12 protein-coding genes are annotated in these 15,227 nt (G+C 72.6%); 9 read left to right on the top strand and 3 right to left on the bottom strand.

Features of this window, described 5'->3' with window-relative positions; all coding sequences use genetic code 11:
• Positions 1 to 5: 5 nt before the first annotated feature.
• Positions 6 to 1,172 (bottom strand): mechanosensitive ion channel family protein, encoded by a 1,167-nt coding sequence (locus ABTW64_RS12730; RefSeq protein WP_350622972.1) that lies wholly within the window; start codon positions 1,170 to 1,172, stop codon positions 6 to 8.
• A 173-nt stretch (positions 1,173 to 1,345) separates the two neighbouring features.
• Positions 1,346 to 3,148 (bottom strand): aspartate--tRNA ligase, encoded by a 1,803-nt coding sequence (gene aspS, locus ABTW64_RS12735; RefSeq protein ID WP_350622974.1) that lies wholly within the window; start codon positions 3,146 to 3,148, stop codon positions 1,346 to 1,348.
• Positions 3,149 to 3,334: 186 nt separating this feature from the next.
• Here aspS and ABTW64_RS12740 point away from each other — a divergent pair, with 186 nt between their 5' ends.
• Positions 3,335 to 3,994 (top strand): DedA family protein, encoded by a 660-nt coding sequence (locus ABTW64_RS12740; RefSeq protein ID WP_350622976.1) that lies wholly within the window; start codon positions 3,335 to 3,337, stop codon positions 3,992 to 3,994.
• A gap of 122 nt (positions 3,995 to 4,116) precedes the next feature.
• Here ABTW64_RS12740 and ABTW64_RS12745 read toward each other — a convergent pair whose 3' ends face one another.
• Positions 4,117 to 6,192 (bottom strand): hypothetical protein, encoded by a 2,076-nt coding sequence (locus ABTW64_RS12745; protein ID WP_350622978.1) that lies wholly within the window; start codon positions 6,190 to 6,192, stop codon positions 4,117 to 4,119.
• Between the two features lie 114 nt (positions 6,193 to 6,306).
• Here ABTW64_RS12745 and ABTW64_RS12750 point away from each other — a divergent pair, with 114 nt between their 5' ends.
• From ABTW64_RS12750 to ABTW64_RS12785, 8 genes are all read left to right on the top strand, one after another.
• Entirely contained in the window at positions 6,307 to 6,936 is a 630-nt protein-coding gene (locus ABTW64_RS12750) for a histidine phosphatase family protein (protein WP_350622980.1), read from the top strand.
• 82 nt (positions 6,937 to 7,018) lie between these two features.
• Positions 7,019 to 7,654: a TlpA family protein disulfide reductase gene (locus tag ABTW64_RS12755; RefSeq protein WP_502892338.1), complete on the top strand. Its 636-nt coding sequence runs from the start codon at positions 7,019 to 7,021 to the stop codon at positions 7,652 to 7,654.
• A gap of 22 nt (positions 7,655 to 7,676) precedes the next feature.
• Positions 7,677 to 8,441 carry a cytochrome c biogenesis CcdA family protein gene (locus ABTW64_RS12760; RefSeq protein ID WP_350622982.1) on the top strand — a complete coding sequence of 255 codons (765 nt, stop codon included), beginning with the start codon at positions 7,677 to 7,679 and terminating at the stop codon, positions 8,439 to 8,441.
• Positions 8,422 to 10,131 (top strand): cytochrome c biogenesis protein ResB, encoded by a 1,710-nt coding sequence (gene resB / locus ABTW64_RS12765; protein WP_350622984.1) that lies wholly within the window; start codon positions 8,422 to 8,424, stop codon positions 10,129 to 10,131. Before ABTW64_RS12760 ends, resB begins: the two co-directional genes overlap by 20 nt.
• A 16-nt stretch (positions 10,132 to 10,147) precedes the next feature.
• Positions 10,148 to 11,146: a c-type cytochrome biogenesis protein CcsB gene (gene ccsB, locus ABTW64_RS12770; protein WP_350622986.1), complete on the top strand. Its 999-nt coding sequence runs from the start codon at positions 10,148 to 10,150 to the stop codon at positions 11,144 to 11,146.
• Positions 11,147 to 11,310: 164 nt separating this feature from the next.
• A complete protein-coding gene (locus ABTW64_RS12775) occupies positions 11,311 to 12,087 on the top strand; it encodes a DeoR/GlpR family DNA-binding transcription regulator (protein WP_350622988.1) in 777 nt (258 codons plus the stop codon).
• Positions 12,084 to 13,079: a 1-phosphofructokinase family hexose kinase gene (locus ABTW64_RS12780; RefSeq protein WP_350622990.1), complete on the top strand. Its 996-nt coding sequence runs from the start codon at positions 12,084 to 12,086 to the stop codon at positions 13,077 to 13,079. Before ABTW64_RS12775 ends, ABTW64_RS12780 begins: the two co-directional genes overlap by 4 nt.
• A gap of 56 nt (positions 13,080 to 13,135) precedes the next feature.
• Complete coding sequence (locus ABTW64_RS12785; RefSeq protein ID WP_350622992.1) at positions 13,136 to 15,202, top strand: PTS fructose transporter subunit IIABC; 2,067 nt, start codon at positions 13,136 to 13,138, stop codon at positions 15,200 to 15,202.
• The last annotated feature ends 25 nt before the right edge of the window (positions 15,203 to 15,227 follow it).

The following is a 15,227-nucleotide window of genomic DNA, read 5'->3' on the forward strand; positions in this document are numbered from 1 at the left end:
AGACGCTAGCGCTCCCTCGGCGGGATCACCGGCATCGACTGGGTGAAGTGCGCGGCGCGCTCCTCGGCCTTCTCACTGCCGCTGAAGAGACCGGCGTCCGTCGGGGCGACCTGCTCGCTGCCCGCGGCGCGCACGGGATCCTCGACGTCGTCGGTCATCATCACCCGCTGCACGGGCAGGGCCCGGGGGTTGTGCTCCTGCACCCAGAGCACCATCGCCTCCCGCACGACGCAACGCAGGTCGAACAGGGTCGGTGCGTCGCGGGCCGTGACGAGGATGCGCACGCGGATGAGCCCGCCCGTCGCCTCCGTCACCTGCAGCACCGACGCGCGACCGTCCCACAGGGGGGTCTGCGCCAGCACGGTGTCGAGGTGCGCGCGCATCCGGGTCGTCGACACGCGCCAGTCGACGTCGAGCTCGACCGAGCCCAGCAGCTCCGAGCCCTGGCGGGTCCAGTTCTGGAACGGGTTGGTGGTGAAGTACGTGCACGGCAGCACGAGGCGCCGGTCGTCCCAGAGGTCGAGCACCACATAGCTGAGGGTGATCTCGCCCACCTTTCCCCACTCGCCCTCGACGACGATCACGTCATCGACCCGCAGGGCGTCGCTGAACACCAGCTGCAGGCCGGCGAACATGTTTGCCAGCACCGATTGGGCCGCCAAGCCCGCCACGACCGACAGGATGCCCGCAGACGCGAGCAGGCTGGCCCCCACGGCGCGCACGGCGGGGAACGTCAGCAGCACGGCGCCGAGGGCGATCACGACGATCCCGGCGATCGCGAGGCGACGCAGGATGAGCGTCTGCGTGCGGATGCGGCGGGCCACGCGGTTGTCGGGGATGTCGATCCGGTAGCGGCCGAGGGCTTGCGCCGTGACGAACATCACGAGCCCGCCGAGCAACCAGGCCGCGACGACGATGGCGGCGATCGACAGGCCCTGCGAGATGCCGGGCATCCACTCGCGCTCGGGGAACCTGGCCACGACGGCGATCCACGTCGCCAGCACGATCAGCATCATGCGGAAGGGGGTGCGCGCGTGGGTGATCAGCTCGCGCGGCCACGTGCGCCGGCGGGCGATCAGGCGCATCGACAGCGCCAGCACCGCTGTCAGGAGCACGGCGCCCAGGACGCACACGAGCAGGGCGACGATGAACGCGGGCCAGGGTTCCAGCATGGGCCTCCTTCGCGGGTCGGGATGGGCCACGCTACCCACGCGGTGCGTCGCCGCCGCAACCGTGTTGACGCGGGGAGGCGGCACGTGAAAGCCGCTGGGCCGCCCGCCAGCAGGAGGTGCGAAAAGGCCGGGCCGGCATGCGTGCGCATGCCGGCCCGGCCGGAGGCTGGAGGTCAGGCGCCGGGGGCGTCGACCGCGACCGTGTCGCTCTCGGGCTCCGCGTCCACACCCGCCTCGGCGCGCTGCTGCGGCGTGATCGGCGCCGGCGCCTCGGTGAGGGGGTCGAAGCCGCCGCCCGACTTCGGGAACGCGATGACCTCGCGGATCGAGTCGGTCTTCGTCAGGTGCTGCAGGACGCGGTCCATGCCGAGCGCGATGCCGCCGTGCGGCGGTGCGCCGAACTTGAACGCGTCGAGCAGGAAGCCGAACTTCTCCTGCGCCTGCTCCTCGTCGATGCCCATGATCTTGAATACGCGCTTCTGCACGTCCTCGCGGTGGATGCGGATCGAGCCGCCGCCGAGCTCCGAACCGTTGCAGACGATGTCGTACGCGTAGGCCAGCGCCGAACCGGGGTCGGTGTCGAACGTGTCCTCGAACTCGGGCTTGGGGCCTGTGAACGCGTGGTGCACGGCGGTCCACTCGCCGGCGCCGACCGCGACGTCACCCGAGGCGACGGCGTCGCCCGCGGGCTCGAACATGGGGGCGTCGACGACCCACGTGAACGCGAACGTGTCGGGGTCGAGCAGGCCCAGGCGCCTGCCGATCTCGATGCGCGCGGCGCCGAGCAGGGCGCGGGATGCCTTGGTCGTTCCCGCTGCGAAGAACGCGCAGTCGCCCGGCTGGGCGCCGACGAGCTCGGCGAGGCCCGCCTGCTCGGCCTCGGACAGGTTCTTGGCCACGGGGCCGCCGAGCGTGCCGTCCTCGTTGAACAGGACGTAGGCGAGGCCGCGCGCGCCGCGCTGCTTGGCCCACTCCTGCCAGGCGTCGAGCGTCTTGCGGGGCTGACTCGCGCCACCGGGCATCAGCACGGCACCGACGTACTCCGACTGGAACACGCGGAACGGCGTGTTCGCGAAGTACTCGGTCGCCTCGACGAGTTCGAGACCGAAGCGCAGGTCGGGCTTGTCCGATCCGTACTTCGCCATCGCCTCGGCATAGGTGATGCGGGGGAGCGGGGTCTGCACCTCGACGCCGATCGTGGCCCACATCGCCGTGATGACGTCCTCCATCATCTCGATGACGTCCTCCTGGTCCACGAAGCTCATCTCGATGTCGAGCTGGGTGAACTCGGGCTGGCGGTCGGCGCGGAAGTCCTCGTCGCGATAGCAGCGGGCGATCTGGAAGTACTTCTCGACGCCGCCGACCATGAGCAGCTGCTTGAAGAGCTGCGGGCTCTGCGGCAGCGCGTACCAGCTGCCGGGGTGCAGGCGTGCCGGCACCAGGAAGTCGCGGGCACCCTCGGGCGTCGAGCGGGTGAGGGTCGGGGTCTCGACCTCGACGAACTCGCGCGCGTGCAGCACGTCGCGGATGGCCTTGTACACCTGCGAGCGCAGACGGATGGCGGCGGCGGGACCCTGGCGGCGCAGGTCGAGGTAGCGGTGCTTGAGGCGCACCTCCTCGCCGATCGGGTCGGCATCGGCGGCGCCGCTCGACACCTGGAACGGCAGCGGCGCCGACTCGTTGAGCACCTCGACCTCGCTCGCGACGAGCTCGATCTCGCCCGTGGGCAGGTTGGGGTTCTCGTTGCCCGCGGGGCGCTTGCCCACCTCGCCGGTCACCTTCAGCACGAACTCGCTGCGCAGCGGGTGCGCCACGGACTCGTCGCGGATGACGACCTGGGCGATGCCCGACGCGTCGCGCAGATCGATGAACGCCACCCCGCCGTGATCGCGACGGCGGTCGACCCAGCCCGTGAGGGTGACGGTCTGACCGATGTGCTCGGCGCGCAGTGAGCCGGCGGTGTGGGTGCGAAGCACGAGGGGATCCTCCTGGAACGACGACAGAACCCGTCAAGTCTAGGCGCCTCGCGGTTTTCCGCTGGGCGGACAGGATGTCGCCGCCGGCGGATGTCCGAGGCCGGATCCGGGGGCCTTCCTCCAGGATCCGGGCGGCCGTACCGGGTAGCGTCGAGCGGGTTCGAGCCGCGACGCGAAGGGACCACCATGACGACGACCGAGACGACGGCCGCCGACACCTCCTGGCTGGGGTCGCTGGTCGACGCCGTCGTGTCGCTGATGGACGTGATCGGCCCCTACGGAGTCGGCGTCGCCATCGCGGCGGAGAACCTCTTCCCGCCCATCCCGAGCGAGGCCATCCTGCCGCTCGCGGGGCTCTCGGCGTCGCGCGGGTCGTTCGCGCTCTGGGAGGCCATCCTGTGGGCCACGGTCGGGTCGGTCGTGGGCGCGCTCGTGCTGTACGGCATCGGCCGGCTGTTCGGCCTCGACCGCCTGCGTCGCATCGCGGGCCGGCTGCCGCTGGTGAAGGTCGAAGACGTGGACCGCACGGTCGACTGGTTCCACCGCCATGGCGGCAAGGCCGTGTTCTTCGGCCGCTTCGTGCCGATCTTCCGCAGCCTGATCTCCATCCCGGCCGGGGTCGTGAAGATGCCGGTCTGGCATTTCGTGCTGCTCACCGGGCTCGGCAGCCTGATCTGGAACACGATCTTCGTGCTGGTCGGATGGTTCCTCGGTGAGCAGTGGCACATCGTCGAGCAGTACATGGACGTGTTCCAGAACATCGTGATCGTCGCTGTCGTGCTCGCGGTGGCCTGGTTCGTGTTCATCCGTGTGCGCGAGGCGCGCAACCGCAAGCGCGAGGGCTGAGACCCGCCGGTTGCCCCGAGGTGTCGTGTAGAAGCGACAACTCGGGGCAGCGGGCCGGATGGGCGCGGGCCCGGTGCCGCATGTTGCCGTGTAGAAGCGACAGCTTGGGGCAAAAGGGCGGATCAGTCGGCGGTGAGGGCCGTGGCGATGTGCTCGACCGCCGCGATGGCTTCGGGCATGCGCCACTGGGCGGGGTCGTCGGAGCTCGCCGCGGTGATCGCGATGCGGTAGCCGGGAAGCCACGACTCGATCTCGAGGCCCGAGGGCACGTACGCGCCGACGACGAAGCCGCCCGCGGCGTCGACCGCGTCGGACTGCTGCACGCCGCCGAGCTCGGTCCGCTCGGCCGCCGCGCGGCGTATCGCGACCTCGTCGGCGTCGACCGTCTCGCGGGACACCCAGACCTCCACGCGGGACGTGACCTCCGCGTCGCCGACCGTCCTGCCCTTCTGCTCGGCCCAGCCGCACGCGACGCGGCCGGTGCCCGAGGCGGTGATGCCCTTCAGCGGGTGGAAGCCCTTCGCCACCGGGGCGACGAGATCGAACAGGTCGTCGCAGCTCAGCTGCGACAGGCCCAGGCCGGAGATGGCATCGACGACCGCCTCCGCGGCGGCGGGGTCGGCCCACTGATCGGGCAGCCGTGCGGCCAGGTGAGCGCGCTCGTCGGCCGTGCAGCCGGCGAGCGGGGCCACCGCCTCGGCCGCCGCCGAACGCCAGGCGGGGTCGGTGGCCGGCGCACGGCTGGGGTCGGCGAACCCGGGCTGTCTCAGGAGCTCCGCCTGCAGTGCAGCAGCGTCGGCCTCCACGCCGGAGCAGACCGGCCGCCAGGTGCCGAGGGCCGGCGCCTCACGCCCGTCGAGCACGGCCCAGGAGGCGCCCCCGAGCGGAGCCTGGGAGCCCTCGACGAGCGCGGCGCTGCGCGTCTGCGCCAGCGCCTCGAACGCACCCCCGGCGCCCACGCGCAGGGCGGCGGCGGCCGCACGGGCGCCCTGCACCCGCTCGGCGGCATCGGCTTCGGCGGTTCCGGATGCGGCGGCCTCCGCGAACTCCCGCGCGGCCGGTGTCTGCGCGTCGGTCAGTTGCTCCGCACAGTCGGTGAGCGCCGCGCCCAGGTCGGCGACGGCGGCGGCGTCCGCGGGAGTCACCGCGTCGGGCACGGCGCAGCCGTAGAGGGAGGTGATCAGCGCGGTCGTCGCCGGGTCGGCGACGTCGCCGAGCGACGTGCGCCGCGCGAACGCCGCGAGCAGGTCGAGCGTCGAGGTGCGGGCGTCCACGCGCGCGACCGCGCGGCGGCCCTCGGGCCCGGCGTCATCCTGTGCGGAGAGGCCCACGTCCACCGCCCCGCCGGGCGGCAGCAGCGCCGTGCCCGAGCCGGCGACGAGCTGCTCCGCCACCGTCCAGAACCGCGATCGCGGGCCCTCCGGAGCCGACCAGTCGAACTCGGCGTCGCCCTGGAGCTCCAGCACGCGCGACACGGTGTCGCGGTTGCGCGTCTTCACGGTCAGCGCATCGCTCTGGTGCGCCTCGGCGCACGCGGCGACGGCCGACTGGGGGCGCTCGCGATCAGGATCGACGAACCCCGCGACCCAGTCCGGGAGGGGCGCGTCGCCGCAGTCGTCCGGCGCGGCATCCGGCGCGGCATCCGACGCGACAGCGGAGGCGGGCACGTCGGCCAGGGCGACGGTCGCCCACGTGACGATGCCGCTCTCCGTGAGCTGCACGGACAGTGCACCCTCGGTCACGGCGGGCACGCCCGGCTCCGGCACCCACACGCGGCGGCGGTCGTCCCACCGGACGAGCGCCGCGGCCTCGGCGGCTTCGTCGGGCAGGGCCGCGACGTCCCACGACACGGTGACCGGCTCGGCCAACGCGGTGACCGAGTCGATGCGCACGGGCTGGCCGAAGACCTCGGTCGCGATGCCCGACGACGCCTCGCCGAGGTGAGGGCCGACCGTGACGTTGGCGACGTTGGCGGTGACCGACCCCCGAGGCACGTCGACGGTCACGCCGGCGGCGCTCCATCGCGCGCCTTCGCGGTCGACCTGCGTCGTGCGCGCGTCGGCGAACGACGGGGCGGGGTCGTGGCGCGCCTCTCCCGCGCCGGGCTCGGGCACGCACCCGGCCATGCCCGCGGTGAGCGCGCCGGCGACCGCGAGGGCCGCTGCCACGCGCAACGCGCGCGTCCGTCCCCACCCCATGCGGCCACGGTAGCCGCGGCGGGTGCCACGGCCCCGACGGCGCTCCGCCGACGGTGCTCCCCGCCCGGATGGGCCTTCGTAGGATGGACGAGCGGAAACCGGACAGGGGAGAGCATGTCGGCCGAACGGATCCATCTCGTGCGACACGGCGAGGTCTACAACCCGGACCGGGTGCTGTACGAGAGGCTGCCCGGCTTCCGGCTGAGCGACGACGGGCGCAGGATGGCCCGGGCGGCCGCGGAGCACATCCACGGTCTCGGCCGTCCGGTCTCGGCGCTGCTGTGCTCGCCGCTGCAGCGCACGCAGGAGTCGTCGGAGCCGTTCACCGAGCTGCTGGGGCTCGAGCCCCGCATCGAGGAGCGCGTGATCGAGCCGACCAACGTCTTCGCGGGCATGCGGATGAGCCGCGCGCTGCGCAAGCCGTGGAACTGGCACCACCTGCGCAAGCCCTCGCTGCCCAGCTGGGGCGAGCCGTACGAGCAGGTCGTCGACCGGATGCGCGGCGCGCTCGACGACGTGTGGGACGAGACCGCGTCGGGCGATGTGGTGATCGTGTCGCACCAGGCGCCGATCTGGCTCACGCACCTGTCGGTGGCGGGCCTCCCTCTGCGGCACGACCCGCGCACGCGCCGCTGCGCGCTGTCGAGCGTCACATCGTTCGAGCGGCACGGCGACGTGTGGCGCGAGGTGTCGTACGCCGAGCCGGCACCGCTCGACGACGCGGTGGACGTCGGCGCGGTCTGACGCGGGACCGGTCGACGCCGTCGCGGACACGCATTCGGCTGGCGCACAGCCCCCGCATATCGGGAAACGTAGGATTGGGACCGTGCCCTCCGCTGCTCGTCCCGCCGTCGCGTCGCGCCCGCGCCGAGTGCGCAGGATGGCCGCAGCGCTCGCCGCGGCCGGCCTCGCGCTGAGCCTGGCCGCCTGCACCGCCGACCCCGTCGCCGAGCAGTACCGCAACGGCGAGAACAAGGGCTACATCGCGGGCGAGTTCGCCGTGGACTCCATCCCCGTCGCAGAGCGCGGCGAGCCCGTCGTGTGGCAGGGCACCACCGAGTACGGCGAGCCGCTGTCGAGCGAGGATGTCGCGGGCGATGTCGTCGTCGTCAACTTCTGGTACGCCGAGTGCGGGCCCTGCATCGTCGAGGCGCCCGATCTCGAGAAGGTCTGGCAGGAGTACCGCGACCAGGGCGTCTCGTTCGTCGGCGTCAACATCAGCAACCAGGCCGACACCGCGCGCGCGTTCGCCGAGGACAACGACATCACCTATCCGAGCGTCATCGACGTCGACGATGCGTCAGTGAAGCTCGCGTTCGCGTCCGCCACCCCGGTCAGCGCGACGCCCACGACGCTCGTGCTCGACCGCGAGGGCCGCGTGGCCGCGCGGATCATCGGCCAGCTCGAGGGCGCGTCGATCCTGTCCACGCTCGTGCGGGAGACGCTCGAGGAGGGCGCGTGATCCGCGGGCCGCGGGGACGCGGATGAACCCGGGCGCCCTGGTCTTCGACGGCGCCCTGTGGGCTGCGATCCCGATCGCGCTGCTCGCGGGCCTGATCTCGTTCCTCTCGCCCTGCGTGCTGCCGCTCGTGCCGGGGTACCTCGGCTTCATCAGCGGAGCGGTCTCGCCGCGCGAGAGCGCGGGCGGGCAGCTCGCGGCACGTGGGCGTCTGGTCGGCGGCGTGCTGCTGTTCATCGCGGGCTTCACGCTCGTGTTCGTCGGCATCATCGTGCTGGGCGGGCTCGCGGGCGGCGCGATGCAGCGGTTCTCGCTGCTGTACGGCGACCTCGTCACGCGCATCCTGGGTGTGCTGATCATCCTGCTCGGCCTGGTGTTCATCGGGTTCTTCGGCTTCGCCCAGCGCACCGCCAAGCTGAGGCTGAAGGGCGACCTGGGCCTGATCGGCGCGCCGCTGCTCGGGGTTGCGCTGGGGCTCGGCTGGGCGCCCTGCATCGGCCCGACGCTCAGCGCGATCCTGGCGATCGCGTGGCAGCAGGGCGACGCCGGGCGGGCCACGCTGCTCGGGCTCGCGTACTCGCTGGGCCTCGGCATCCCGTTCCTGCTCGTCGCGCTCGGCTTCGGCTGGGCCGCTCGCTCGCTCGCGTTCCTGCGTCGCCACGTGCGCGTCGTGAACATCGTGGGTGGCGTGCTGCTGGTCGTCCTCGGCGTGCTGATGGCGACCGGCGTCTGGACCCTGATCATGTCTCGCCTGCAGGGGGTGTTCGCGAATGTCCCGTCCCTCCTCTGACGAGACCGCTGTGGTCGACGAGTCCACGGCGGTCCGCGACCGCGACGGATCCGAGCCGCTGCGGCCATCGGATCACGTCGACGGCGACGGCGACGCGGCCGTCAGCTCGCCGTCGCTGAGCGTGGTCGGCTGGCTGCGGTGGGGCTGGCGGCAGCTGACCAGCATGCGCACGGCCCTCGTGCTGCTGCTGCTGCTGGCGATCGCCGCCGTGCCCGGGTCGATCTTCCCGCAGCGCATGGCCAACCCCAACGGCGTGACGCAGTGGGAGTCGGAGAACCCCGACCTGTTCCCGGTGCTCGACGCCATCCAGATGTTCGACGTGTACCAGTCGGCCTGGTTCTCGGCGATCTACATCCTGCTGTTCGTGTCGCTGGTGGGGTGCATCCTGCCGCGCACGAAGCATCACTGGAAGGCGCTGCGCTCGCGCCCGCCGCGCACGCCCGCGCGGCTGTCGCGGCTCGACGACCACCTCGTCGAGCGCATCGAGGGCGACGACGCCCAGGCGAAGCGGGCGGTGGAGGCGGCCGAGGCGCAGCTGCGCTCGGCGGGCTATCGCGTGGAGCGGTACGACGGCCGGGGGGCGTACTCGGTATCGGCCGAGCGCGGCTACCTGCGCGAGACCGGCAACCTGGTGTTCCATGCCTCGCTCGTGGGTGTGCTGCTCGCGGTCGGCATCGGCGGGGGCTTCGCCTACACGGGCCAGCGTGTGGTCTACGAGGGGCAGACCGTCGTGAACGCGCTGATCGACTACTCGTCGATGAACCGCGGGCGGTTCGTGGGCGACGACGCCCTGTCGCCGTACGCGATGCGCCTCGACTCGTTCGACGTGACGTATCAGCCGTGGGGCACGAGCGGCTCGGGCCAGGCGGGGGACTTCGCCGCCAACGTCACGGTGCGCCAGCCCGACGGCACCGAGACCGAGGGCGCCGTGAGGGTGAACCACCCGCTCGACGTCGGCGGCGAGCGCGTCTACCTGCTGGGCAACGGCTACGCGCCGACGGTGACGATCCGCGACGCCGAGGGCGACGTGCAGTACCGGTCGTCGGTGCCGTTCCTGCCGCAGGACGCCAACCTCACCTCGCTGGGCGTGATCAAGGTGCCGGACGGCTTCGCCGAGCAGCTGGGACTGGTGGGCTTCTTCTACCCGACGCAGTCGCAGCTGGCCTCGGGTGCGTTCACCTCGACGTACGGCGATCTGATCAACCCCGTTCTGACGCTGGACGTCTACGCGGGCGACCTGGGCATCGACGACGGCACGCCGCGCAACGTCTATGCGCTCGACCCCACGGGCATGGAGAAGCTCACGGGCGTGGGGACCGACGTCGACTCGATCGAGCTCGCGCCGGGCGAGACCGCCGACCTGCCGAGCGGGATGGGAACCATCACCTTCGAGGACGAGACGCCCGACACGGCCGACCGTGCCCAGGTCGGGCTGACCGAGTCGGTCAAGCGCTTCGTCTCGCTGCAGACGCACCGCGACCCATCGGCGGGGTTCGTGCTCGCCTTCGCGGTGCTGGCGGTGCTCGGCCTGCTGACCGCCCTGTTCGTGCCGCGTCGGCGCGTGTGGGTGAAGGCGACGCCCGACGGCTCCGGAATCCGCGTCGAGTACGCGGCCCTCGCGCGGGGCGAGGATCCGACGTTGCGCGCGGCGATCGCCGACATCCGCACCAAGCACCTCGACAGCCTGTAGAAGTAGGATCCTCACCATGCATCCCGACGCCCTCACCCTCGACGAGATCTCGCTGCTGCTGATCTGGACGGCGATCGCGATCTACGCGCTCGGCTTCGTCGCCTACGCGTTCGACCTCGCCCGACGCTCCCAGCTGTCGCTCGAGCGGCAGGATGCGGCCCGCGAGCTGGTGGGCGCGACGGTGGGCGGCTCGCGCGGCACCGCCGTGGCGACCGGCGCGTCGCACGACGCCCCCGCAGCGAAGAAGCCGCGCCTCATGATGGCGCGCATCGGCACGTCGCTCACGGCGCTCGGATTCCTGTTCCACCTGGCGGGCACCGTGCTGCGCGGCGTCGCCGCGGGCCGCGTGCCGTGGTCGAACATGTACGAGTTCGCGATGACCGGCACGCTGCTGATCACCGCGGTCTACCTCGGCGTCCTGTTCTGGCGCGACCTGCGCTTCCTCGGTGCGTTCATGGTGGGGCTCGTCACGGTGCTGATGGGCAGCGCGACGATGTTCCACGTGGCCGTGGTGCCCCTGATGGACCCGCTGAAGTCGGTGTGGCTCGTCATCCACGTGTTCGTCGCATCGCTCGCGACCGCCTTCCTGGCGCTCGCGTTCGGCCTGTCGGTCCTGCAGCTGCTGCAGACGCGTCGCGAGCGCATCGCGCTGGCCGACCCGGATGCCGCTCCGCGCCGGTCGTTCCTCCGCACGGTGCCGAGCGCCGAAGCGCTCGAGGGCCTGGCCTACCGCTTCGCCATCATCGGCTTCATCTTCTGGACGTTCACGCTGATCGCCGGATCGATCTGGGCGCAGGATGCCTGGGGTCGCTACTGGGGCTTCGACACCAAGGAGGTGTGGACCTTCATCATCTGGGTGCTCTACGCGGGGTACATCCACGCGCGCGCGACGCGCGGCTGGCGCGGCACCCGCTCGGCGTGGCTGTCGATCGTGGGCTTCACGGCCGTGATCTTCAACTTCACGATCGTGAACATGTACTTCGAGGGGCTGCACGCCTACAGCGGCCTGAACTGACCTCGCATGCGGACAGCGGCCCGGCCCCTCTGGGGGTCGGGCCGCTTCGCGTTCTGCTGCGGCCATTCCCAGGCGCGGTCGATCTGTGAATGTGTTGCTTTCTGTGGGAATCGGTTGTAATTTCTCTCTGTCCGGCGACGACGGCGACCGGGGCGAGGAGAGCCATGTACGCGACGGAGCGCAGAGAGTTCATCGAGCGCGTGCTGCAGGATGAGCAGCGCGTCGCGGTCACCGACCTGGCGGCGCGCCTGGGGGTCACCACCGAGACCGTGCGCCGCGACCTCGCGCTGCTCGAGGAGGCCGGCGCCCTGCGGCGCGTGCACGGCGGCGCGGTCGCGGCCGACCGCGGCAGCGCGGCCGAGAGCGACCTGCGCGAGCGTCTGGCGCGCGGTGGCGCGGCCAAACGCGCGATCGCCGAGCGGGCGCTGGCCGCGATCGGGCCGTCGTTCACGGGGTCGGTGCTGCTCGACGCCGGCACCACCACCGGGGCGCTCGCCGACCTGCTGCCCGCGCGAGCCGGCGCGCACACGCACGTCGTGACGCATTCCGTCGTGCTCGCGGCGGCGCTCACGAGCGCCGGGATGACGGAGCTGACGACGATCGGCGGGCGCGTGCGCGGCGTCACGGGCGCGGCGGTCGGGGCGGGCACGGTGGCGGCGATCGACGCCCTGCGCCCCGACGTCGCGTTCATCGGCGCGAACGGGCTCTCCGCGGGCTTCGGCGTCAGCACGCCCGATCCGGAAGAGGCCGATGTGAAGCGCGCGATCGTGCGCGCGGCGCGGCGGGTCATCCTGCTGGCCGACCGCTCGAAGTTCGAGGTCGAGTCGCTGCGCCGCTTCGCCGCGCTCGACGAGCTCGACGTGCTTGTGACCGATGAGGCGCCCACGGGGGACCTCGCGCGCGAGCTCGACGCAGCCGGCGTGGAGGTGCGGGTCGCATGATCGTCACGCTCACCATGAACCCCGCGCTCGACCGCACGATCGTGCTCGACGAGCCGCTCCAGCCGGGCGAGGTGCAGCTGGCACGCTCGGCCCGCGAGGACGCCGGTGGCAAGGGCGTGAATGTCGCCCGCGTGGTCGCGGCGGCGGGCGCGCCGGTCACCGCGGTGCTCCCGCTGGCCTCGGACGATCCGTACGGCACCCTGATCCATCAGCTGCCGCTGCGCGCGGTGCCCGTCGCCGGCCACGCTCGCGCCAACCTGGCCATCACCGACGCCGACGGCGAGACCACGAAGATCAACCTCCCCGGCGCGGCGGTGTCGGCGGGCGAGGCCGCCGCGCTGATCGACGCGGTGGTAGAAGCCGCGGACGGTGCGGCGTGGCTTGCGCTGTGCGGGTCGCTGCCGCCCGGGGTGGCCTCCGACTTCTACGTCGACGTCATGCTGGCGGTGCGGGCGCGTGCATCGCGTCCGCCGCGCATCGCGGTCGACACCTCAGGCCCCGCTCTGGTCGAGGCGGTCGGATGCGGCGCCGTCGACCTGATCAAGCCGAACGATGAAGAGCTGATCGAGCTCGTGCTCGGGTCGATGCGCACCCCGCGTCCGCTCGCGCCCGAGGAGGCCGAGCGCCGCGCCGAGGCGCTGCGCCGGGAGGTCGCGTCCGATCCGGCCGCCGTGCGCCAGCTCGTCGGCGCCATCGTGCCGCACCAGGTGCGGGCGGCGCTCGTCACGCTCGGAGGGGCGGGCGCCGTGCTGGCCGATGCCGACGGCGTGCGCATCGCGACGCCCCCGCCCACCGACGTGCGCAGCACCGTGGGTGCGGGCGACAGCGCCCTGGCCGGCTACCTGCTCGCCGATCTCGCGGGCGAGGACGCCGCAGGCCGCCTGCGCTCCGCCATCCGTCATGGCTCCGCGACAGCGGCGCTGCCGGGCACCCAGCTGGCGACGCCCGCCGACCTGCCCGCGGGGGACGTCCCCGTGCGCGACCTCACCTGACCCCGTGCGCCGGACGCCCCCGCGCCCGGCACACCGCCACACCTCGAGGAGGAGAAGTGTCCACCACCACCCCGTCCACCATCACGTCGAGGCTCGTAAGCCTCGACGAGGATCTCGGGCCCGACAAGCAGAGCGTGCTGCGGGCGCTCGCGGCGCGGTTCGCGGCCGAGGGGCGCGCGACCGACGCCGAGGCGCTCTACCAGGCCGCGTGGGACCGCGAGCAGAAGGACGCCACCGGCCTGCCCGGCGGCATCGCGATCCCGCACGCCAAGAGCGCGGTCGTCACGCAGGCGTCCCTCGCGTTCGCGCGGCTGAACCCCGGCGTCGACTTCGGCGCCGAGGACGAGCCCAGCGACATCGTCTTCATGATCGCCGCCCCCGACACCGCGGCCGAGGAGCACCTGGCCGTGCTGTCGTCGCTCGCCCGCCACCTGATGGACGAGGACTTCCTCGCGGCGCTGCGCGGGGCGACCAGCGCGGACGAGGCCGTCGGCATCGTGCGCGCGGCGATCGGCGAGGAGGCGCAGGAGGGAGCGGAGGGCGCTGCCGCGCCCGAGACTCCGGCCGCGTCGCCCGCGAGCCCGGCCGGGTCGGGACCGGCATCCGGCGACACGCTGCTGGTCGAGGGGCGTCCGGCGCGCATCGTCGCTGTGACGGCGTGCGCGACGGGCATCGCGCACACCTACATGGCCGCCGACGCGCTCACCGCCGCCGCGCAGAAGGCAGGCGTCGAGTTCCACGTCGAGCCGCAGGGATCCAGCGGCTACACGGCGATCGATCCCGAGACCATCGCCGCGGCGGACGCGGTCGTGTTCGCGACCGACGTCGACGTGCGCGAGCCCCAACGGTTCGCGGGCAAGCCGGTGATCCGGCGTGCGGTCAAGGCGGGCATCGAGCGGCCCGCCGAGCTGCTCCGGCTCGCGGCCGGAGCGGCGTCGGACCCGGCTGCGGAGCGGGTGAGCGGAAGCGCCGGCGCAGCCGAGACAGGCCCCGCGAAGGTCGAGTCGCCCGGCGCGCGCATCCAGCGCATCCTGCTCACCGGCGTGTCGTACATGATCCCGTTCGTGGCGGGCGGCGGTCTGCTGCTGGCCCTCGGCTTCCTGCTCGGCGGCTACCGGATCAACGAGGTCGCCAACCAGATCGCCGTCGAGAACGCGCTGTGGAACCTGCCCGAGGGCGGGCTGCTGCAGTACCTCGGCGCCGTGTCGTTCGCGATCGGAAGCGTCTCCATGAGCTTCCTGGTGCCCGCGCTCGCGGGGTACATCGCCTTCGCGATCGCCGACCGTCCCGGCATCGCGCCCGGATTCGTCGCCGGATCGGTCGCGGTGCTCACCAGCGCCGGATTCATCGGCGGCATCGTCGGCGGACTGCTCGCAGGTCTCGCCGCATGGTGGCTCGGATCGCTCACGGTCCCTCGCTGGCTGCGCGGCCTGATGCCGGTCGTGATCATCCCGCTGCTGGGATCGATCTTCGCGAGCGGCCTGCTCGTGCTGTTCCTCGGAGCGCCCATCGCGGCGCTCATGACGGCCCTGACCGACGGCCTCAACGGGCTCGCGGCGTCGGGCCTGCTTCCGCTCGTGGGCGTCATCCTGGGCCTGATGATGTGCTTCGACCTGGGCGGGCCGATCAACAAGGTGGCGTACGCGTTCGCCGTGGCGGGTCTCGGCACCGCGTCCGACGCCAACCCCGTGCCGTTCTACATCATGGGCGCGGTGATGGCCGCGGGCATGGTGCCGCCGCTGATGATGGCGTTCGCCTCGACCGTGCTCGACCGCGGCGGCTTCAGCGCCCCGGAGCGTGAGAACGGCAAGGCGGCGTGGCTGCTGGGGCTGTCGTTCATCTCGGAGGGCGCCATCCCGTTCGCGGCCGCCGACCCGCTGCGGGTGATCCCGGCCTCCATGCTGGGCGGTGCCGTCACGGGCTTCCTCAGCATGCTGTTCCTGGTGGGGTCCCGGGCCCCGCACGGCGGGGCGTTCGTGTTCTTCGCGATCGACCCGCTGTGGGGCTTCGCGGTCGCGCTGCTCGCGGGCGTGCTGGTGGGCGGCTTCGCGGTCGTGGCGCTCAAGCGCTTCGCGCGCCGGCGCTCGTCCGAGGCGCCCGACCGCGCGGCCATGGCGGTCTGACGCCCCTGCGCATGCGAACGGCCCG

This window comes from Microbacterium sp. NPDC096154 (assembly GCF_040302945.1).
Taxonomy (GTDB): domain Bacteria; phylum Actinomycetota; class Actinomycetes; order Actinomycetales; family Microbacteriaceae; genus Microbacterium.

What these genes read in the sequence shown, in the direction of transcription:
- ABTW64_RS12730 (WP_350622972.1), bottom strand. Translation starts at nt 1,172, where the DNA reads ATGCTGGAACCCTGGCCCGCGTTCATCGTCGCCCTGCTCGTGTGCGTC.
- ABTW64_RS12740 (WP_350622976.1), top strand. Translation starts at nt 3,335, where the DNA reads ATGACGACGACCGAGACGACGGCCGCCGACACCTCCTGGCTGGGGTCG.
- ABTW64_RS12745 (WP_350622978.1), bottom strand. Translation starts at nt 6,192, where the DNA reads ATGGGGTGGGGACGGACGCGCGCGTTGCGCGTGGCAGCGGCCCTCGCG.
- ABTW64_RS12750 (WP_350622980.1), top strand. Translation starts at nt 6,307, where the DNA reads ATGTCGGCCGAACGGATCCATCTCGTGCGACACGGCGAGGTCTACAAC.
- ABTW64_RS12760 (WP_350622982.1), top strand. Translation starts at nt 7,677, where the DNA reads ATGAACCCGGGCGCCCTGGTCTTCGACGGCGCCCTGTGGGCTGCGATC.
- resB (WP_350622984.1), top strand. Translation starts at nt 8,422, where the DNA reads ATGTCCCGTCCCTCCTCTGACGAGACCGCTGTGGTCGACGAGTCCACG.
- ccsB (WP_350622986.1), top strand. Translation starts at nt 10,148, where the DNA reads ATGCATCCCGACGCCCTCACCCTCGACGAGATCTCGCTGCTGCTGATC.
- ABTW64_RS12775 (WP_350622988.1), top strand. Translation starts at nt 11,311, where the DNA reads ATGTACGCGACGGAGCGCAGAGAGTTCATCGAGCGCGTGCTGCAGGAT.
- ABTW64_RS12780 (WP_350622990.1), top strand. Translation starts at nt 12,084, where the DNA reads ATGATCGTCACGCTCACCATGAACCCCGCGCTCGACCGCACGATCGTG.